21 protein-coding genes and 1 riboswitch are annotated in these 20,157 nt (G+C 43.0%); of the genes, 3 read left to right on the forward strand and 18 right to left on the reverse strand.

From position 1 onward, the window contains the following. Positions 1–232: 232 nt before the first annotated feature. The gene (gene guaA / locus ACKRAT_RS14420; protein ID WP_411843057.1) at positions 233–1,777 is read right to left on the reverse strand and encodes a glutamine-hydrolyzing GMP synthase; all 1,545 of its coding nucleotides are present in this window, start codon (positions 1,775–1,777) and stop codon (positions 233–235) included. 18 nt (positions 1,778–1,795) lie between these two features. Next, positions 1,796–3,265, reverse strand: coding sequence for an IMP dehydrogenase (gene guaB, locus ACKRAT_RS14425; protein ID WP_411843058.1), 1,470 nt, complete (start codon positions 3,263–3,265; stop codon positions 1,796–1,798). 80 nt (positions 3,266–3,345) lie between these two features. Then, positions 3,346–3,446, reverse strand: a riboswitch (purine riboswitch). A gap of 142 nt (positions 3,447–3,588) precedes the next feature. On the opposite strand from guaB, the gene ACKRAT_RS14430 reads away from it, so the two are divergent. Then, positions 3,589–3,972, forward strand: coding sequence for a hypothetical protein (locus tag ACKRAT_RS14430; protein ID WP_411843059.1), 384 nt, complete (start codon positions 3,589–3,591; stop codon positions 3,970–3,972). A 74-nt stretch (positions 3,973–4,046) separates the two neighbouring features. On the opposite strand, the gene ACKRAT_RS14435 is transcribed toward ACKRAT_RS14430, so the two are convergent. After that, positions 4,047–4,670, reverse strand: a complete 624-nt coding sequence (locus tag ACKRAT_RS14435; protein ID WP_411843060.1) for a YfbU family protein — start codon at positions 4,668–4,670, stop codon at positions 4,047–4,049. Between the two features lie 703 nt (positions 4,671–5,373). Here ACKRAT_RS14435 and ACKRAT_RS14440 point away from each other — a divergent pair. Further along, entirely contained in the window at positions 5,374–6,594 is a 1,221-nt protein-coding gene (locus tag ACKRAT_RS14440; RefSeq protein WP_411843061.1) for a general stress protein, read from the forward strand. A gap of 57 nt (positions 6,595–6,651) precedes the next feature. Here ACKRAT_RS14440 and ACKRAT_RS14445 read toward each other — a convergent pair whose 3' ends face one another. Further along, entirely contained in the window at positions 6,652–7,032 is a 381-nt protein-coding gene (locus tag ACKRAT_RS14445) for a VOC family protein (protein ID WP_411843062.1), read from the reverse strand. Between the two features lie 256 nt (positions 7,033–7,288). Here ACKRAT_RS14445 and pruA point away from each other — a divergent pair, with 256 nt between their 5' ends. Then, a complete protein-coding gene (gene pruA, locus ACKRAT_RS14450; protein WP_411843063.1) occupies positions 7,289–8,833 on the forward strand; it encodes an L-glutamate gamma-semialdehyde dehydrogenase in 1,545 nt (514 codons plus the stop codon). Positions 8,834–8,931: 98 nt separating this feature from the next. Here pruA and rpsR read toward each other — a convergent pair whose 3' ends face one another. The 14 genes from rpsR to rpmH all read right to left on the reverse strand — a co-directional run bounded on the left by rpsR (position 8,932) and on the right by rpmH (position 19,697). Further along, a complete protein-coding gene (gene rpsR / locus ACKRAT_RS14455; protein WP_035810211.1) occupies positions 8,932–9,171 on the reverse strand; it encodes a 30S ribosomal protein S18 in 240 nt (79 codons plus the stop codon). Between the two features lie 71 nt (positions 9,172–9,242). Beyond that, a complete protein-coding gene (gene ssb, locus ACKRAT_RS14460) occupies positions 9,243–9,749 on the reverse strand; it encodes a single-stranded DNA-binding protein (RefSeq protein ID WP_411843064.1) in 507 nt (168 codons plus the stop codon). A 25-nt stretch (positions 9,750–9,774) separates the two neighbouring features. Then, on the reverse strand, positions 9,775–10,074 hold the full coding sequence (gene rpsF, locus ACKRAT_RS14465; RefSeq protein WP_411843065.1) for a 30S ribosomal protein S6: 300 nt from the start codon (positions 10,072–10,074) through the stop codon (positions 9,775–9,777). Between the two features lie 116 nt (positions 10,075–10,190). Continuing rightward, complete coding sequence (gene ychF / locus ACKRAT_RS14470; RefSeq protein WP_411843066.1) at positions 10,191–11,291, reverse strand: redox-regulated ATPase YchF; 1,101 nt, start codon at positions 11,289–11,291, stop codon at positions 10,191–10,193. A gap of 26 nt (positions 11,292–11,317) precedes the next feature. Beyond that, positions 11,318–11,497, reverse strand: coding sequence for a DUF951 domain-containing protein (locus tag ACKRAT_RS14475; protein WP_411843067.1), 180 nt, complete (start codon positions 11,495–11,497; stop codon positions 11,318–11,320). A gap of 16 nt (positions 11,498–11,513) precedes the next feature. Then, positions 11,514–12,434, reverse strand: a complete 921-nt coding sequence (locus tag ACKRAT_RS14480) for a mechanosensitive ion channel family protein (protein ID WP_411843068.1) — start codon at positions 12,432–12,434, stop codon at positions 11,514–11,516. 16 nt (positions 12,435–12,450) lie between these two features. Next, positions 12,451–13,305: a ParB/RepB/Spo0J family partition protein gene (locus ACKRAT_RS14485; RefSeq protein WP_411843069.1), complete on the reverse strand. Its 855-nt coding sequence runs from the start codon at positions 13,303–13,305 to the stop codon at positions 12,451–12,453. 131 nt (positions 13,306–13,436) lie between these two features. Next, positions 13,437–14,249 (reverse strand): ParB/RepB/Spo0J family partition protein, encoded by an 813-nt coding sequence (locus ACKRAT_RS14490; RefSeq protein WP_411843070.1) that lies wholly within the window; start codon positions 14,247–14,249, stop codon positions 13,437–13,439. A gap of 16 nt (positions 14,250–14,265) precedes the next feature. After that, a complete protein-coding gene (gene rsmG / locus ACKRAT_RS14495; protein ID WP_411843071.1) occupies positions 14,266–14,979 on the reverse strand; it encodes a 16S rRNA (guanine(527)-N(7))-methyltransferase RsmG in 714 nt (237 codons plus the stop codon). Further along, complete coding sequence (mnmG, locus tag ACKRAT_RS14500; RefSeq protein WP_411843072.1) at positions 14,976–16,859, reverse strand: tRNA uridine-5-carboxymethylaminomethyl(34) synthesis enzyme MnmG; 1,884 nt, start codon at positions 16,857–16,859, stop codon at positions 14,976–14,978. The genes rsmG and mnmG overlap by 4 nt, the downstream gene beginning before the upstream one ends. Before the next feature lie 13 nt (positions 16,860–16,872). Then, positions 16,873–18,252, reverse strand: a complete 1,380-nt coding sequence (mnmE, locus tag ACKRAT_RS14505; RefSeq protein WP_411843073.1) for a tRNA uridine-5-carboxymethylaminomethyl(34) synthesis GTPase MnmE — start codon at positions 18,250–18,252, stop codon at positions 16,873–16,875. Positions 18,253–18,266: 14 nt separating this feature from the next. Then, entirely contained in the window at positions 18,267–19,097 is an 831-nt protein-coding gene (gene jag / locus ACKRAT_RS14510) for an RNA-binding cell elongation regulator Jag/EloR (protein WP_411843074.1), read from the reverse strand. A gap of 16 nt (positions 19,098–19,113) precedes the next feature. Further along, on the reverse strand, positions 19,114–19,449 hold the full coding sequence (rnpA, locus tag ACKRAT_RS14515; protein ID WP_411844470.1) for a ribonuclease P protein component: 336 nt from the start codon (positions 19,447–19,449) through the stop codon (positions 19,114–19,116). A gap of 110 nt (positions 19,450–19,559) precedes the next feature. Next, entirely contained in the window at positions 19,560–19,697 is a 138-nt protein-coding gene (gene rpmH / locus ACKRAT_RS14520) for a 50S ribosomal protein L34 (protein ID WP_000240855.1), read from the reverse strand. Between the last annotated feature and the right edge of the window lie 460 nt (positions 19,698–20,157).

Here is a 20,157-nt window from a genome sequence, read left to right on the forward strand (position 1 = left end):
AACGGTTTTTCTAATGTTACTTGCTCTCAATTATTTGAAATGCAAGTGTCATTTGATTTTTCCTTAATTAGAACTCCTCTGATTACACTTTCTATATTATATGTTAGTTAACAACTATATTAATATGAGAGGATTATTTCGTAATTGCCCTTAATCTGCCCTTTTAATCTAATTGTGACTATAAAAAAACCCTTAAACCTGCATGGTTAAAGGGTTTATTACTTCTATATAGTTATTCCCACTCGATCGTTGCCGGTGGCTTGCTTGTTATATCGTAGACGACACGGTTGATGTGTTTGCTTTCGTTCACCAGTCGTTTGGAAATCCGTTCCAACACATCCCAATCGATTTTTGCGAACTCGCTTGTCATACCATCGATGCTTGTTACGGCACGGATGCCGATTGTGTGATCGTATGTTCTGTAGTCGCCCATGACCCCGACGGAACGGATATCTGGGAGTACTGTGAAATACTGCCAGATTTCACGGTCGAGTCCTGCTTTTGCGATTTCATCGCGCAGAATCCAATCGCTCTCTCTGACGATTTCGAGTTTTTCTTCGGTAATTTCACCCAGGATTCTGATGCCGAGGCCCGGACCCGGGAATGGCTGTCTCCATACTAAATGTTCCGGAATCCCGAGTTCGATTCCAAGCTCACGGACTTCATCCTTGAATAAAGTATTCAATGGCTCGAGCAGCGAGAACTGCATGTCTTCCGGCAGGCCGCCCACGTTGTGGTGGGATTTGATCGTTGTTGCGGTTTCAGTACCGGATTCGATGATGTCTGTATAAAGTGTACCCTGTGCCAGGAAGTCTGCGTCTTTTAATTTGGATGCTTCATCGTCGAATACGTAGATGAATTCGTTGCCGATGATCTTACGCTTTTGTTCCGGATCTGATACACCTTTTAATTTATTCAGGAAACGGTCTTTTGCATCGATTTTGATGATGTTCATGTTGAACCCTTCACCGAACTGTTCCATCACCATGTCGCCTTCGCCCTTGCGGAGCAGACCATGATCAACGAAGATGCATGTCAGCTGATCGCCGATGGCTTTGTGCATGAGCACTGCTGTAACGGAAGAATCTACGCCGCCGCTCATCGCACATATTACTTTGCTGTTGCCGACCTGTTCACGGATCTTCTCAACTTCGATGTCGATGAAGTTATCCATGGACCATTCCCCGTGACATCCTGAGATATCACGGATGAAGTTTTTAAGGAATGTATCTCCATTTACAGAGTGCTTGGATTCCGGATGGAACTGCACACCGTAAATGTCTTTTTCCTTGTGCCTGACTCCTGCATATTTACAGAGTGGTGTCTGCGCAATCTGTTCAAAATCATCCGGAATGCGCGTCACTTTGTCACTGTGGCTCATAAGGACTGTTTCATTTTCTGAGAGTCCTTTGAACAATCGAGAATTCATATTTATATTAATTTCTGTTGCGCCGAATTCCTTTTCATTTGATGGAACCACTTCCCCGCCAAGCATCTGAGTCAACAACTGCATGCCGTAGCAGATTCCAAGTACCGGGATGCCCAGATCGAAAATTGCCGGGTCGGCCGTATATGCATCCTCTGCGTAAACGGATTTTGGTCCGCCTGAAAGGATAATCCCTTTTGGATTCAATTCTTTGATTTCTTCGATAGTAATACTCGGGTTATGAAGTTCACTGTAGACCCCAAGGTCCCTGATACGGCGAGTAATCAGCTGGTTGTACTGACTGCCGTAATCGATAACTAGAATAAGTTCCTGCTCTTTAGCCATTTCCATCTTTCAACTGTTCCCTTCTTATCTAGTGTAGTTTGGAGATTCTTTGGTAATTTGCACATTATGCGGATGACTTTCAATCAATCCTGCACCAGTAATCTTGATGAATCGGGCTTCTTCCCTCAATGCCTCAAGATCTTTAGATCCTGTGTAACCCATTCCGGATCTCAAACCACCCATAAGTTGGTAGACAGTATCACTAAGCGGACCTTTGTATTCTGTACGGCCTTCGATGCCTTCTGGAACAAATTTCTTAGCTTCTGAATCTTCCTGGAAGTAACGGTCTTTGGAACCTTGTTCCATTGCTCCGAGCGAGCCCATGCCGCGGTATGTTTTATAGCGTCTGCCCTGGAAAATTTCCGTTTCACCCGGTGATTCAGTCGTTCCTGCAAGCAGACTTCCAAGCATTACTGCATGTCCGCCGGCTGCCAGTGCTTTCACGATGTCACCGGATAGTTTTATTCCGCCATCGGCAATGATTGTTTTACCATGCTTACGTGCCTCGCTTGCTGCATCATAAACTGCAGTGATCTGAGGTACGCCTACGCCGGAAACAACCCGTGTTGTACAGATTGAACCGGGGCCGATACCTACTTTAATAACATCTACGCCTGCATCGATTAAAGCTTTTGTGCCTTCAGCAGTCGCCACGTTCCCCGCGATAAGCGTCACATCAGGGAATTTATCACGGACGTCCTTAATGGCTCTCAGAACACCTTCGGAATGTCCATGGGCTGTATCAATAACAAGTGCATCTGCACCCGCCTCAATGAGCTCATTCGCACGTCTCTCAGTTTCTTTTGCGATACCGATCGCTGCTGCAACGAGCAAGCGTCCCTGGCTGTCTTTCGCCGCATCCGGGAATTCGATGACTTTCTCGATATCTTTAATCGTGATGAGACCTTTCAAAATATTGTTTTCATCAACCAGTGGAAGTTTTTCAATTCTGTGCTGCTGGAGAATCTGAGCAGCCTGTTCAAGGGTTGTGCCTACATCTGCTGTGACCAGATTCTCTTTAGTCATCACATCATCGATTGATTTTGAATAATCTTCGATGAACCTGAGATCACGGTTAGTAATAATGCCGATAAGTTTTTTCTCTTCCGGATTATTCACGATAGGAACACCTGAAATACGATATTTACTCATCAGATGCTCAGCTGCAAAAACCTGCTCCTCTTTTGTCAGGAAGAACGGGTCTTTAATTACACCATTTTCAGAACGTTTAACTTTCTGTACTTCATCACGCTGACGCTCAATTGACATGTTCTTGTGGATGACGCCGAGTCCGCCTTGTCTCGCGATTGCGATTGCCATGGCAGATTCAGTAACAGTGTCCATACCTGCGCTCAGCACCGGTACGTTCAGCTTGATGTTTTCTGACAGCTGGACAGAGAGTGATACCTCTTTGGGTAATACCTCTGAATGCGCCGGCAGCAGCAGTACATCGTCAAATGTTAAACCTTCTTTTTCAAACTTCCTTTCCCACATTCTTATTGCCTCCTATTTTTTAATCTTGCATCCTTAAAAAAGATATAGGATAGGAACAATCAAAATACAGTCAATGACCGCGTATCCAATTGTAATTCCATAGTAGCTTCATTTAAGGTAAAGCCTAGAAACTCATAATCCATATTATTATGATTATATGAAATAAAATAATTAATTATAAATGATAACAAAAATACGACGCGGATACAATAAGGTTTTCGGCTTTCTTTACACTTTGTATTATAGAGCAGAAGCGTTTGGAATGAAAGGATGGAGGGAATAGTCAAGTATACTTAATGGAAGATTTATGGGAGGTAGGAACGATGAATTATTTTGAACTGTACGACAGTCAGGAAGCTGTTCTCAGCAGGATTGAACAGCTGAAAGGTGAAGGCTTCTATGAAGAAGACATCCATCTGCTCGGGAGGGATGATGTGGAATTTAAAGCTTTGGATTATACAGAGGTCAACTATCACGGGCATGTGCCAAATGAAAGAGGTCTCAGGGAAATCCTTTCCAACACTGAACCCGCAGAAAGATTTTTAAATCGATACAATCTGGGGGATGATGAGATAGAAAAATACTTATTCAAAATCAGCGAAGGGAATTTCCTGATTTTCTATGACGATGATATGCTGAAAAAGCATGCTGAAGAAATAGAAGACACATCCGGTGTTTCGGAGGCGGATCTGCTTGATCGGGAGTAACGGCCGCTGATCAATATAAAATGGGCATATAAATAGCCAAAGCGGAGCATCTGACAGTCCGCTTTGGCTTATTATCATTCTGACTGATATGTTTTATCTTCTTTGACAAACTGAAGTGACGGAGTAGGACCCGTTTCAGGGAAATTCATAAGAATCGCTTCATAGGCACTGATCTCTTCACCTTTTCTGATGCATATCTTTCTGATTTTTTCCTCGTTTAGTATTTCGTGATCCCGATATTCCATATAATTATTCATCATCTGCTTATAATGATAAAGAGTAAGTCTGTTTCTGCCATCACCAACATCCGGAAACGTCACTTCTTTGTGCTTTCGTACGAAGTTAATGTATGTATAATACGGTCTTTCTGTTTCGTTGTTGATATTAAAGCCATCAAAATATATATGATATTTCTCTTTTATATCCCGTTGCGCATTTAAGTTCATTTTTTCGATTGAATATTGTACTTTATTGAAAATTTCCAGAATCAAATCTGCGCCATCGGAGACTTCAACAGGTACTTCAGATCCTCCGAAACCTATTGTTTCCAGCAAAATCGGATATTTCTTTTCAATACCTTCCACGATAATATCTTTGTAGTAATTATAATAATCTGCATTATCTTCATCCAATAAGCTTAAAATCTTATATTGGTTCAGCAATACCAAACGTAAAGCTGAATTGTGGAGACTCTTCAATATTTTCCCCTGCCTTATGTGATTTTTAAATAAAGCGACATTAAATTAGTACTGCAGGACAACCATTCTACAATCGCTTTAATATGATTAAGTACGGTGAAACAACATTAATTTATATGATATGGCACCAAAGCTTTTAAAACCGTATTTCTCAATAAGTATTCTTGATCAAACAAGCATCTTGATTCATCTAAAATAATCAGAGTCCTCTTCTGATTCCCTACAAGTATATGTGACACTAATTTCTATTCGGTCATTCACAGATTAAATATGAAGATTCATTTTTCTGAAGTTCAACTAAGTTTTTTGCACCCCCTTTGTGATATAAACGGTGACTCGGATGGTACAAGATTTTAATGCCTGATTTAAAAGGACGTCCATTTTAATTTTATAATTCTTTTCACCGGATTTTAAATTATCCAGCCTGGACACTCCCGCCCGGCCGGAGTGTCTCCTGTCAGACTCACTTGTGATAATGTCATCACTTTTCTTACGGACTTTATTTTGTCCCTTATGTTTTCTAATTAGGACCTCCTAAACATATTATTCCACAGCCATATTATGTAAGTCCACAATTTTCTGAAAATAGTTTATATTAACTGCCTTGGGGTAGACAATTAGTATATATTTTTTATTGATAAACTCGGAAATTCACATCATTCAACTATAATTCAAACCCATAAAAAAATTGGAGGAATTGATTATGCGTAAGATTGAATCATTTGGCAATGAACAGGAATTACTTGGCAGAATAGAACAGCTGAAAATCGACGGGGTACAGGAAGAATCAATTACTGTCGTATCGAATGAAGCACTTAATGGCTCTTCATTTGACTATACGAATGTAAATTTCAAATCTGCTGATGGCACGGCCTGGGATAAAATCGTTTCATACTTCTCATCAGAAGAACCGGAGGAACGTGTAATCTCCAGTCTGGAATTGAACGACCAGGAAGAACAGGAATATAGAAGTGAACTGGAAAATGGAAGATTCCTTCTTTATGTAAATGAAGGCGGATCAGATCCGATTGCCAAAGAACCGGCAGCCGATGACAATCAGGATACACCGCAGCAGGAGGAAAAAACAGCAACGGGCACTCCTACAAATATGACAGCTGCCGGTACGGCAGGCACGGCTGGGGTTTTGGGCGCTACAGGTGCCACGGCGCATGATGATGCTGATAGAACGTCAACAGAAAGTGAGATTGAGGCGGATACCCCTCAGGATGAAAAAATAGATGTAAGTAACTACAGAAATGATGAACAGGTAAATACCAACGGTGAAGACGGCATCACCGTTCATGATGATACTGCCGATGAAACAGCTGCCACTAATGAGTACAAGGACAGACCCGTCAAACATGGGGCGCCGAATAATGTTTCAGGAAACACTCAGGGAAATGCTGATAAGAATGACCGTGACACTTCTTCTGATGGTAAGGTCAGCCAGGTGCATAACCCAGCAGATGAGGAAGAGACGGATACTTCCAAGACGCAGGAGTACCATGATCACAGTGAAAAATTGAAAATGGATGATTCCCATATGGCCTATGAAGAAGGGACTGACGAGCATATAGCAGTCGATCCTTCCGTAGATACGGATACCCAGGAAAGTGATATGGAGAAGATTGAACAGCATAAAGATCCAGATTATCTCGATGATAGTGAAAGAAAACCTGATTATGGTGATAAAGAAGTAATCGTCAACGATGACATGGTGGAAGGTCCCCGTGACCAGGATGTGGTAGATACCCACAACCACCCTGAATTAGCTGAAGAAGTTTCATCTGATGAAGGCGGAAATGGAAATGAGAAGAAACGTCAGCCGATAGATAAAAATATTGGCTCGAAAGAGAGAGACTACAGTATCAAGAATGATGTTAACGGTGAACAGGTCATCAGCCTCGATAGAGAAGAACGTTAATTGAATTACTGAAGGGCCGGAACGATTGTTCCAGCCCTTTTTATATTTTTTAAATAGCTATTTTGTCTCCATCACTGCAAAGTAATTTTCTTCCCTGTCCGAAAAATTAAATACTTTTCCACCGCCCATCTCTGTCATTTCCCCTACTGTAATCCCTTTGTCTTTCATCTTTTCATAAAGGGATTCGATATCATCTGTATTAAACATCAATGAGGGAGTATCCAGACCGACTTCCGGGCTGTACTTATTGATGAACTCCTTATCGAAAATCGTGATTGACGTTTCAGACTGTGCTTTCGGCGCAACTTCAACACCTTTAAATCCTTCCGGCAGTTCTTCTTCTGATACTACAACAAACCCCAGATCGTCTCTCCAAAACTCTACCGACTGTTCCTGATCGTCCACATAAAGCATGACTCCGGCCAGATTCTTAATCATTCTTACACCCCCTTTTCTGAAATAAAATATATAGGCAACATAGTCTTATTTTTTATTCTAAAGTAAATTATTCGAAAATGTAACAAAAGTAACTTATTTTTTTATTCATTTGGATAAATTTCCCTTAAAGACGAAATTACATAAATATTAATCTTAAAACCGGGTATAGACATAGTGTTTTGGAACAACCATAATTCCAAATGATTGATTCAGTAAATTACTGAGAGTATTAACGAAAAATGAGGAGGATTTATAAATGGTAGTACCATACAGTGCGGAACCAGCCACAGATTTTACAAAAGAAGAGAATAAAAAGGCGTTTAAAGCCGCTTTGGAACAAGTTAAAAACGAGTTCGGCAGTAAACGTCCGTTAGTCATCAACGGCGAGCATATAGAAACAGATGACCAGATTACTTCATACAACCCTTCAGATAAGGAGCAAGTCGTCGGGTATGCTTCAAAAGCGACACAAGAACATATTGATACTGCAATGAATGCAGCTGAAGAGGCCTTCGAATCCTGGAGTGAATGGGATCCGAAAGATCGCGCTGAATTGCTTATCAGAGTTGCCGCAATCATTCGCAGACGCAAGCACGAATTCTCTGCACTCATGGTATATGAAGCAGGGAAACCATGGAATGAAGCCGATGGCGATACAAATGAAGGCATCGACTTTATCGAATTTTATGCCAGATCGATGATGGAACTGGCTGACGGCAAGCCGGTACTCGACCGCGAAGGTGAACACAATAAATACTTCTATCAGCCGATGGGACCCGGCGTGACGATTTCACCATGGAACTTCCCATTTGCGATTATGACAGGAACCACTGTTGCACCGATCATCGCGGGTAATACCGTGTTATTAAAACCTGCGGAAGACACACCTTTAATTGCCTATAAATTAATTGAAGTACTGGAAGAGGCCGGATTGCCAAAAGGCGTCGTCAACTTCGTAACAGGTGATCCGTCTGTAATCGGTGATTATATGGTCGATCATCATAAAACACACTTCATTACGTTTACAGGATCCAAAGATATCGGTCTGCGGATCAATAAACGCGCAGCTGAAGTACAGGAAGGACAGCACTTTATAAAAAGAGTCATTACTGAAATGGGCGGTAAGGATACGATTATCGTGGACAAGAATGCCGATCTGGATCTGGCGGCAGATTCCATCGTGAGTTCCGCATTTGGCTACGCAGGACAAAAATGTTCAGCAGGCTCCCGTGCAATAATCCACGAAGATGTATACGATGAAGTACTGCAAAAGTCCATCGACCTGACAAAAGATTTGACTGTCGGAAATCCTGTGGATGAGACTTATATGGGACCTGTAATCAGCAAAAAACAATTTGATAAAATCAGGGACTATATTGAAATCGGAAAAGAAGAAGGCGAACTGAAAATCGGCGGAGAGACGGATGACTCCAAAGGCTACTTCATCAACCCGACGATATTCGCGGACCTGGATCCAAAAGCACGCATCATGCAGGAAGAAATATTCGGTCCGGTCGTCGCTTTCGGAAAAGCCAAAGATTTCGATGAAATGCTTGATATTGCCAATAACACCGAATACGGTTTAACAGGTGCAGTCATCACAAACACACGTGAACACTGGATCAAAGCGAAGAAAAAATTCCATGTCGGAAACTTGTACCTGAACCGTGGCAGCACAGCGGCTGTAATGGGCCACCATCCATTCGGCGGTTTCAAAATGTCCGGAACGGACCAGAAAACCGGCAGTCCGGATTATATGATCAACTTCCTTGAACAGAAAGTTGTATCAGAGATGTTCTAATTTTGATAAAGAAGTTAATAAGGGTGATGACTTCACTAGTCATCACCCTTATTTTTGTATAAAAAATTCCAGGCCCGTTGGACCTGGAATTTGATATATTACTGTTCTTCTTTAACATATGGTAGTAAAGCCATATGACGTGCACGCTTGATTGCTCCTGTAAGCTGGCGCTGATACTTCGCTGAAGTACCTGTAACACGTCTTGGAAGAATTTTACCACGTTCTGAAATGAACTTTTTAAGAAGTTCTACTTCTTTATAGTCAATGTGCGTAATGCCATTGGCTGTGAAGTAACAAACCTTTTTACGACGGCGACCGCCTCTTCTTGGACCTGCCATGAATTTTTCCTCCTCTACATAAATTTCATGTGAACCCGTCTCTCGGGGTTACTTTCCGAGAAAACTATTTATTAGAATGGTAGATCGTCATCACTGATGTCAACCGGTCCATCTGCATTCGCAAATGGATTCTCCTCAGCATTGTTCTGTTTGGACTGCTGCGGCGCCGGTTTTGATCCTGTGGATTGATTACCATACGCATTTGTATAGCTGTCTGCGGAATTATTATTATACTGCTGTTGTTGATTACCGCTTTGCCCTTTAGGCTCGAGGAATTGTACACTGTCACACACTACTTCAGTTACAAATACTCTCTGCCCATCCTTATTATCATAAGTACGGCTTTGTAGTCTCCCATCAACACCCGTCAAGCTTCCTTTTTTCAAGTACTGGCTAACATTTTCTGCTTGTTTACGGAAAACAACACAGTTTATGAAGTCGGCACCGCGTTCTCCATTCGAATTGGTGAACGGACGATTTACCGCTAAAGTAAAAGTTGCTACGGAAATGTTGTTTTGACTAACTTTCAGGTCAGGGTCTTTTGTAAGACGACCAACAAGTACAACACGGTTCAGCATGTAATCAACTCCAATGTGTTTTTAATTACTTATTTTCTGCTTGTTCATCGCGGACAATGATATGACGAATGATATCATTGCTGATTTTGGCTAAACGTTCGAATTCATTTGTTGCTTCAACATCAGAATTCAATTTGATGATCTGGTAGAAACCTTCTTTGTAATCTTCGATTTCATACGCAAGACGACGTTTACCCCACTCTTTTGATTCGACGATTTCTCCGCCGTTTGAAGTTAGCAAATTGTCAAAACGCTCTACGAGTGCTTTCTTTGCATCTTCTTCAATATCCGGACGGATTACATATAGAATTTCATATGATCTCATCTTCTACACCTCCTTATGGTCTTTAACGGCCTATTTCCTTGAAAATAGGCAAGGAATAATTTTCATTACTCACAATCCGATATTATACCAGTGTTTTAGTCATTTTACAATATATTCTACACATTAAATCTGAAATGAACGACATCGCCGTCTTTCATGATGTACTCTTTACCTTCAAGGCGGACTTTTCCGGCTTCTTTGGCTTTGACTTCGCTTCCCGCTGCTACGAGGTCATCATAGCCCACTGTCTCTGCACGAATGAACCCTTTCTGGAAGTCTGTGTGGATGATTCCCGCACATTCCGGCGCCGTCATCCCTTTTTTGAATGTCCAGGCACGCACTTCTTGTACACCGGCAGTGAAATAAGTCGCCAGTCCGAGCAGATCATAGGATGCTTTAATCAGCTTATCGAGTCCTGATTCGCTGATGCCAAGTTCCTCCAGGAACATTTCCTTCTCATCTTCATCAAGCACCGCAATCTCTTCCTCAACTTTTGCTGAGATGACGATGACTTCCGATCCTTCTTTATCCGCGTATTCCTGAATTTTTTCCAGATATTCATTACCTTCAAAGGCACCTAAATCATCTTCTGCCACATTCGCAACATAAAGCATCGGTTTTTGTGTGAGGAGATGGAAGTTCTTCACATATTTCGCTTCTTCTTCGGTAAACTCCATTGAGCGCACCGGATGGCCATTTTCCAATTCCTCTTTGATTTTCTGAAGTATTCCAGATTCCGCCATGGCATCTTTATCTTTTTGCTTCGCCATCTTTTCCAGACGCGGCAATCTTTTCTCGACACTTTCCAAGTCAGCAAGAATAAGCTCCATGTTGATGATCTCAATATCATCAATCGGATCTATTTTACCGGACACATGTGTGACATTTTCATCGTTGAACGCACGGACGACCTGACATATCGCATCCACTTCACGGATATGGGCCAGGAATTTATTACCTAAGCCTTCCCCTTTTGAAGCTCCTTTTACGATGCCCGCGATATCCGTGAATTCGAATGCCGTAGGTATCGTCTTTTTAGGTTCGACCATTTCTGTAAGTGTATTGAGCCGGTCGTCCGGTACTTCTACTATACCGACGTTAGGATCAATTGTTGCGAACGGGTAGTTTGCTGCGAGTGCGCCTGCTTTAGTTATTGCATTAAATAATGTGGATTTCCCGACATTTGGTAATCCTACAATCCCTGCTGTTAGAGCCATTAATAATCACCTTTATACTTCAATTTTTATTTCACTGTTTTCATTCTTTTCTCGAAATCGCGCCGCGGCATCATGATGACACGGCCGCACTGTTCACATTTTATCTTGATATCTGCACCCAGACGTGTAATTTTGAACAGTTTGCTGCCGCATGGATGCTGCTTCTTCATCTCTACTATATCATGCATAGTATATTCTTTATCCATATCATTCACCTTCTGCTTATTCATTTCCAGCTACATCGAAATCTTGAATATCCATCTTAGGGACGGAAATATATATACCTTTAGTTGCGAGATGGTTCTTAATTCTTTTTCTCATACGCCGTGTTGCACCGAAGTGTTCCATCGGTTCTGTTTCAAGCATTATTCTCATGATTGACTCACCATTTTCAATGCCCTGGAGACCAAGGACTTCCGGGACAGAAACCAGCGTTTCTTCATTTTTCCAGTTTTCTTCAAAATAACTGCTGAGAATATCTTCCACTTCATCAAGATCCTCGTCAAGCGAAAGATTGATATCCAGCATGGAAATGGCGTTGTAGCGGGAGAAATTGACCACTTCGCTGATTGAACCGTTTGGGATGACGATAAGTTCGCCTTCCCAGCCTTGTATCTTTGTCGCTCTGAGACTGAAGGAAATGACTTCTCCTTCTCCGATTGTCGTACCCGTAGAGTTGATTCTTACGAAATCACTCTTATCAAACTGGTTTTCCAAAATGATGAAGAACCCTGTAATCATATCCTTCACCAGGCTCTGTGCACCGAAACCGACTGCCAGACCGACGACACCGGCACCGGCAAGCAATGTGCGCACCGGCAGGTTAAAGGTTTCCAGAATCATCATTATGACGACGAACCATATGACTACTGTGGCCGCATTCTGCAGCACATTGATCAGTGTCTGATTGCGTTTCGGATTTCCTTGGATCTTTTTGGACTTCGGTTTGTAACTGAAAAAGTTGTTGATGACCCGGTTAGCTATTCTAACCAGAATCAGGGCAACCACAATCAGGGCGATTGCCGCCAATATTTTTGTTCCTATGTTAAGCCAGGTCTCCGGATTGGTTACATCATGCATAATCTGTTCGATAAATGTAAGATCCAATGGCTCTGTTGCTGCGTTGTTAAGTATCGGAAACAATTTTACACATCCATTTCTACGAGTTTTCTAGTATTGAAATGATTCTTTTAAATTCCTCTTCATTTTTAAATTCAAAGGAGATCGTTCCTTTTTTGCGCTGTTTTTTTATCTCGACACCCGTGCCGAAACGCTCTTTCAATTTCGACTCATGCCGAACGATAAAGCTCGGTTTCGCCTGCTTCTTCTTTTTCTTTTCAGGCGAATCCACCAGAGATCTTACGTAGATTTCAAGTGCTCTGACACTCATCTTTTCCTCTACTGCCTTTTTCGCTGCCGCTTCCAGCTTCAGTGGGTCTTTGACAGGTAATAAAGTTCTTCCATGAGCCCCCGACAATTCCTGCTCATTAATCATCTTTCTTACCTGGGGCGGTAAATTAAGCAGCCTGAGCATATTCGCTATATAAGGCCGGGATTTACCGAGGCGTTCTGCAACATCGCCCTGTGTCAGATCGAGTTCATCCATTAGCTGGCGATAGCTCTTCGCCTCTTCCAATGGGCTTAAGTTCTCACGCTGCAGATTTTCGATTATGGCGAATTCCATCATCTGTGTATCCGTCAATTTTTTGACAATCGCCGGGAGGGTTTCTTTTCCAGCCATTTTACTTGCCCTGAATCTGCGTTCCCCGGCTACGATATCGTAGCCTTTAACCGACTTCCTCACGATGGCCGGCTGAATGACGCCGTGCTCGGCAATTGAATCGGCCAGCTCTTTTAGTTTCTCTTCGTTAAACTCCGTCCTCGGCTGATATGGATTGCGCCTCACTTCAGCAATATTCAGATTCACGATCGTTTCATTATCTTTATTACCCGTAAACAAAGCATCCGGTCCTTTATCCGTATCGCAGTCAAAGCTTCTGTCTTCAGCCATCATCTGTCACCTCCATCGCTGAAATCTTCATTTCAATCCAGACTCTTGTCTGAAATCACATATGAATATTATATCAGCCTGCCGGCAAATTGTAACACCAAAATAAAACACTCACTGGAGTGCCTGTGAGTGTTTTATTTGAATATCTTTATATTCACTTCATGGAATTCCTTTTCCTCGGAAGTATCATAGGAGACATCCATGCCCTTATTTCTGAGCTTTTCGATTTCACGATTCAAATCATTCAGCATAAATGATACATCATCTTTAAAATCGATTTCCCCATTTATATGTGTCAAACGATTTTTAACAGCTGTTTCCGTATCTTTGACCGTCAGGTTTTTGGCTTTTATATCCGCCAGAAGTTCTGTTTGCGATTCATCATCCAGGCTGAGCAGGCTCCTCGCATGGCGTTCGGTTATATCCTGCCGCTGCAGGGCTTCGATAACACCGTCGGAGAGCTTTAGGAGACGCAGTTTATTGGCGATGAAAGACTGGCTTTTACCCAGGTTCTGAGCCAGGTTCTTCTGTGTAATACCATCCATTTTAAGCAGTTTCTGATATGCTCTCGCCTCTTCGATACTGGACAGGTTTTCACGCTGGATATTCTCAATGAGGGCAATCGCAGCAGATTCGGTGTCCGTCAGATATTTCACGATGACTTCCGCTTCCTCGCGGTTCAACATCTTCAATGCTCTGAAGCGGCGTTCACCCGCGATGATTTCATACATCCCTTCTTCAATCGGCCTGACTGTGATCGGCTGCAGTAATCCGTGTTCTTCAACGGATGCCGCGAGCTCTTTGATCCGGTCACGGTCGAAATCTGTACGGGGCTGATAACGGTTCGGAACGATATTCTCCATCGGGAGAAGCTGCAGGGACACATCTTCTTTTTTATCGTCACTTTTGTCGATGAGGCCAAAAAGTCTGGAAAAAGGCTTTTTCATCTGCTTCACCTGCCTCTCATTTTAATGGTGATTTATTCGGAGTGCCCGGTTTTCTCGGGTACTTTTTCGGTGTTTTGCGTACTTTCCCAATATCCAGTATATACCGCTCACTGTCCTCTTCCGGCAGTACAAAACTGTAGGTTCCTTTCACTTCTCCGCCAAGCAGATCCAGGGCGAAGCTGCTGTCATCCAGCTCTTCCATCCCTTTTTTACCTTTCATAACGATAAAGCGGCCACCGGTCCTCACGAGCGGAAGACAGAGTTCAGCGAGAACATTCAGCGGAGCCACTGCCCGTGCGGTGACAATATCAAAATTATGGCGCTGGGCACCCTGTCCGAATGTTTCTGCACGATCATGGACAAGATGCATTTTATCCAGCTCCAGCTCTGCTGTTAATTCATTGAGGAAGCCGATACGCTTATTGAGCGAATCAACGATTGTAATTTTCAAATCCGGCCGGACGATTTTCATGGGGATGCTCGGGAAACCGGCCCCCGCACCAACATCACAGACACTCGCATCAATACCGATATCGATATTGAAGAGCGGTGTCAGTGAATCATAGAAATGTTTCAGATAGACTTCTTCTTCAGCAGTGACAGCTGTCAGATTGATCTTCTCATTCCATTCCACCAGCATCTCGAAATACGTTCTGAACTGGCTGATCTGCTGTTGCGTCAATTCAATGCCCTGTTGTTTGAGCGCTTCTATGAATTGTTGTTCTGTCATGCGTTTACCTTTTTGATATTCCCCTGTTCGATATAGACGAGGAGAATGGACACGTCTGCCGGATTCACACCGGAAATTCTGGATGCCTGTGCAATATCCAGCGGCTTAACTGCCTTCAGCTTATCCAGTGCTTCTGTTGCCAGTGAATGCACGGCGTCGTAATCGATGTCTGCAGGGATTTTCTTCTTCTCCATGCGTTTCATCTTTTCCACCTGGGCAAGGGATTTCTTGATATATCCATCATACTTGATCTGGATTTCAATCTGCTCGTACTCTTCTTTTGAAATCTGGATCTCTTCCTCTAGAATCTCCATGATGGACTCGTAATTCATTTCAGGACGTTTGAGCAGGTCGAATGCAAGGATGCCGTCTTTGAGCAGTGTACCGCCCCGTGATTCAACCACAGACTGGGTCCGTTCATTCGGTTTGATACGGATGTCTTTAAGACGGGTGATCTCATCTTCGATATTCTGTTTCTTCTCTAAGAACAATTGATATCTTTCATCTGAAATCAATCCGATTTCATGGCCCATTTCTGTCAGACGGAGATCGGCATTGTCATGACGAAGGAGCAGACGGTGCTCCGCTCTTGATGTCAGAAGACGGTAAGGCTCGTTTGTCCCTTTAGTTACAAGGTCATCTATCAATACACCGATATATGCATCGGAACGGCTGAGAATAAGCGGTTCCTCATCAAGCAGTTTGGCCGCTGCATTGATACCCGCGATCAGACCCTGGCCTGACGCTTCTTCATAGCCGCTTGTCCCGTTGATCTGTCCTGCCGTGAACAGGTTTTCAATTTTTTTCGTTTCAAGTGACGGCCACAGCTGCGTCGGTACCAGTGCATCGTATTCGATGGCGTAACCCGCGCGCATCATCCGTGCATTTTCGAGTCCCGGCACTGAAGAAAGCATTTCGCGCTGAACATTTTCAGGCATGCTTGTTGAAAGTCCCTGAACATATACTTCTTTCGTATTCCTGCCTTCAGGCTCCAGGAAGATCTGGTGACGCGGCTTGTCATTGAAACGCACGATCTTATCTTCGATGGACGGGCAGTAACGCGGACCCTTGCCCACGATATTGCCTGAGTACATCGCTGAAAGATGCAGGTTGTCATTAATGATCTGGTGTGTATTCTCTGAAGTGTATGTCAGCCAGCACGGAAGCTGGTCCATGATAAAGTCTTTTGTTTCAAAACTGAATGCCCGCGGCACATCGTCGCCCGGCTGGATTTCCGTTTTCGAATAATCGATGGAATCCGAGTTGACGCGCGGCGGCGTACCTGTCTTGAAGCGGACGATTTCAAATCCGAGATTTTTCAATTGATCGGCAAGGGGAACAGAAGGCATCTGATGGTTTGGACCACTGGAATACTTCAAATCTCCCAAAATGATTTCACCACGCAGGAAAGTCCCTGTCGTTACAATCACTGCCTCCGCTTCATAGACGGTGCCGATATTCGTTTTTACACCTTTGACCACATCGTCTTCAACGATGATTTCATCCACCATTCCCTGAAGAATATCAAGGTTCGGTTCATCTTCAAGCACACGTTTCATTTCCTGCTGATAAAGTGTTTTATCCGCCTGTGCACGCAGTGCACGGACAGCAGGGCCTTTTCCTGTATTCAGCATTCTCATTTGAATGTGCGTCTTATCTATTACTTTAGCCATTTCACCGCCGAGTGCATCGACTTCCCTGACGACAATCCCTTTGGCCGGGCCGCCGACAGACGGGTTGCATGGCATGAATGCGATATTGTCCAAGTTAATCGTCAACATCAATGTTTTCAGTCCTTTGCGTGCAGAGGCAAGTCCCGCTTCGACGCCTGCATGTCCTGCACCAATGACCACAACATCGTATTTTATATTTCCTGTCATAGTTTTCCTCCTTTTATTTTCCAAGACAGAACTGGCTGAAGAGCTGGTCGATCAGCTGTTCGCTGACATCCTCACCAATCACTTCTCCCAGCAGTTCCCACGTTTTGACCAGATCGATCTGTATAATGTCGACCGGTACGTCCATCTCCGCTGATTCGGCTGCTTCTGCGATTGCCTGCTTCGCATCCTCCAGCAATCCGATATGCCTGTTGTTGGAGACATATGTCGAATCGGTGGATTGGATGCTTCCGTCAAAGAATAATTCTGAAATCTTACCTTCCAGATCATCGACCCCTGTGCTGTTTACAATCGATGTTTTCACTACAGGCATTCCTGGATAACGGCGCTGCAGCGCTTCAATATCCATTTTATTTTCGAGATCGAGTTTATTTACGATCACAATCACTTTCTGGTCTGCGATGGAATCCAGAATCTCAACGTCTTCATCAGTGAGCGGATCGTTGTTGTTGACAACATAGAGGATCAGTTCCGCCTGGGCCAAGGCCTGGCGGCTGCGTTCCACACCGATTTTTTCAACGATATCGTCAGTGTCCCTTATGCCTGCCGTATCAACGAGCTTCAATGGGATGCCGTTGACATTGACGTATTCTTCCAAAATATCCCGTGTTGTACCGGCGACCTCGGTTACGATCGCTTTGTTGTCCTGGATAAAATAATTGAGCAGTGAACTTTTACCGACGTTCGGTTTACCGACGATGACAGTACTTAAGCCTTCTCTCAAAATTTTTCCCTGTGAGCTGCTTTTCAGAAGTTTTTCAATCTCAACTTCGACTTTTCTTGCTTCATCCAGAAGAAACGATGTTGTCGCTTCCTCGACATCGTCGTATTCCGGATAATCTATATTCACTTCCACCTGGGCAAGGATGTTCAGAATGCTCTGTCTCAGACTTTCGATGTACGTTTTAAGCCTGCCCTGCATTTGCTGATTGGCCACTTTGGACGCTTCAGTCGTTTTTGATCTGATAAAGTCCATTACGCCTTCAGCCTGTGAAAGGTCAATTCTTCCATTAAGAAATGCGCGTTTCGTAAATTCGCCCGGCTCGGCCATCCGTGCACCGTGCTTTAAAGTAAGCTGAAGTACACGATTGACAGTATTGACGCCACCATGGCAATTGATCTCGACTATATCCTCTCGGGTATACGTTTTCGGTGCTCTCATCACAGCTGCCATAACCTCTTCTACAGATTCACCAGTTTCCGGATCAATAATATGCCCATAATTAATCGTATGGGAGTCCACTGACGACAATGACTTTGTTCCTTTATATAGAAGGTCTGCGATTTCTATGGCATCTATACCAGATAAACGCACAATCGCAATAGCACCTTCACCCACCGGGGTTGAAATACTGGATATAGTTTCTAATTGCATAGTGCAGTACTCCTTTATTTCTTTTCTATTACTAAATATCTATTCGGTTCGGAACCTTCTGAATATGTTTCAACATCATCCATATCACTTAATACGTGATGCATGATTTTACGTTCAAATGAAGGCATCGGCTCCAGTTTCACCGGTTCATTTGTCCGCAGGACTTTTTTCGACATATTCACCGCCAGGTTCTCGAGTGTCTCTTTGCGTTTTTCCCTGTAGTCTTCGACATCAAGAATGATGATCCCATAACTCCTGTAAATGGAATTGAAATAATTCTGGGCCACTTCCTGAAGCGCATTTAATGTTGCGCCGCGTTTGCCGATCAGTTTAGCGGCAGTCGGTGATTCGATATTTATACGAATTTCATTATGATCAATGACAATTTCACTCGAATTTTCGATATTCATGTCAGTGATGACCCTGTTAAGGTAGTGTTTCGTCTCATCTGCAGCTTTTTTCACCGCTTCCTGATTGTCATGCTGCCGCTTCTTTTCCTGCGCTTTTTCTGCAGGTTCTGCCACTTCGTCTTCTGAGGTTTCTTCCCCGGTTTCTTCCATAGTAGAAACAAAACCGGATACTTCCTCTTCAGGTTCTTCCTGCGCGACGATGCTGTCTTCTTTTTCTACATCTCTTGCGATGAGCGCTTCTACGGACTCGTACATTTTCAATTCCGGATTGATGACGGTCAGTTTTACTTCCGCATCTCTCTGGCCAAAGCCGAAAATGCCACGCTTACCTTCGTCCTCAACATCTATTTTAATATCTGATTCAGATACTTTCAGTTCTTCCAAACCTTTGGCAATTGCAGTATCTACAGTTTTTTCCTTGTAAACCTTGTACATGGCAGTGACCCCCGTGTCATTTTATACATCTTGCGATTTTCAGCACATGTAATAATGATTTCTCCATCTGGTGATAATCCATATTACTTACAGGCTGCCTCGCAATCACTACATATTCCCGCGCATCAAGCGAATCCTGGTATTTTTGGAAAAATACTCTGAGGCGCCGCTTGATCTTGTTGCGTTTCACAGCATTTCCAAGTCTTTTGGATACACTGATCCCCAGCCGCATATGATCTGTTCTCGGATTATCAACGAGATAAACTACAAATTGTCTGTTCGCAAAAGACTTTCCTTTTTTAAAGACAAGCTGAAAATCTTTTTCTTTTTTGATCCTGTATCTTTTCTTCATCATTATTACGCTCTTTCATATGATATTCCATTATACAAAATTCGGCTCCGTTTATAAAATAACTCGCCATATACATAAAAAAAGATCACCTGTTCAGATGATCTTGGGGATTAGGCTGAAAGAACTTTTCTGCCTTTTCTTCTACGACGGGCTAAAACTTTACGTCCGTTCTTTGTGCTCATTCTTTTACGGAAACCGTGCACTTTACTGTGTTTACGTTTATTTGGCTGGTAAGTACGTTTTACCATATTAAATACACCTCCATGAAACTTTTACCTGTTTATCGCTTCTAATTTAAGCTTCTAAAATTGTAACTATTAAAGAATAACAGAATCCCTCTTCGATTTCAACACAAATTTCACCATTTTGTCTGACGGAAAGCGCTGTGGATAACTCTGATAACGCACAGTGCCTGTGGATAACAATTCACAGTTTTCATTCCCTCCACACACTATACCCCGAGTTATCCCCAGGTACACACATGTGAATAGAACCCCTGTGGATAAGTTGTTAATTTGTGCATATCTTTTATCTCCTGTTGATATATCTCGCTAAATTCGTTATAATTCTGTTTACGTAATTGTGGAAAAACGTCCTAAACAAGAATGTTATCCACAGAATGTTAATAACCTGTGGACAGTTACTCAAGTGCGTGGAAATCTTTATCCACAGCCTGTGACTATGTGAATAAGAAAAGAGGACAATTCG

It is taken from the genome of Salinicoccus sp. HZC-1 (genome assembly GCF_046736035.1).
Classification (GTDB): domain Bacteria; phylum Bacillota; class Bacilli; order Staphylococcales; family Salinicoccaceae; genus Salinicoccus.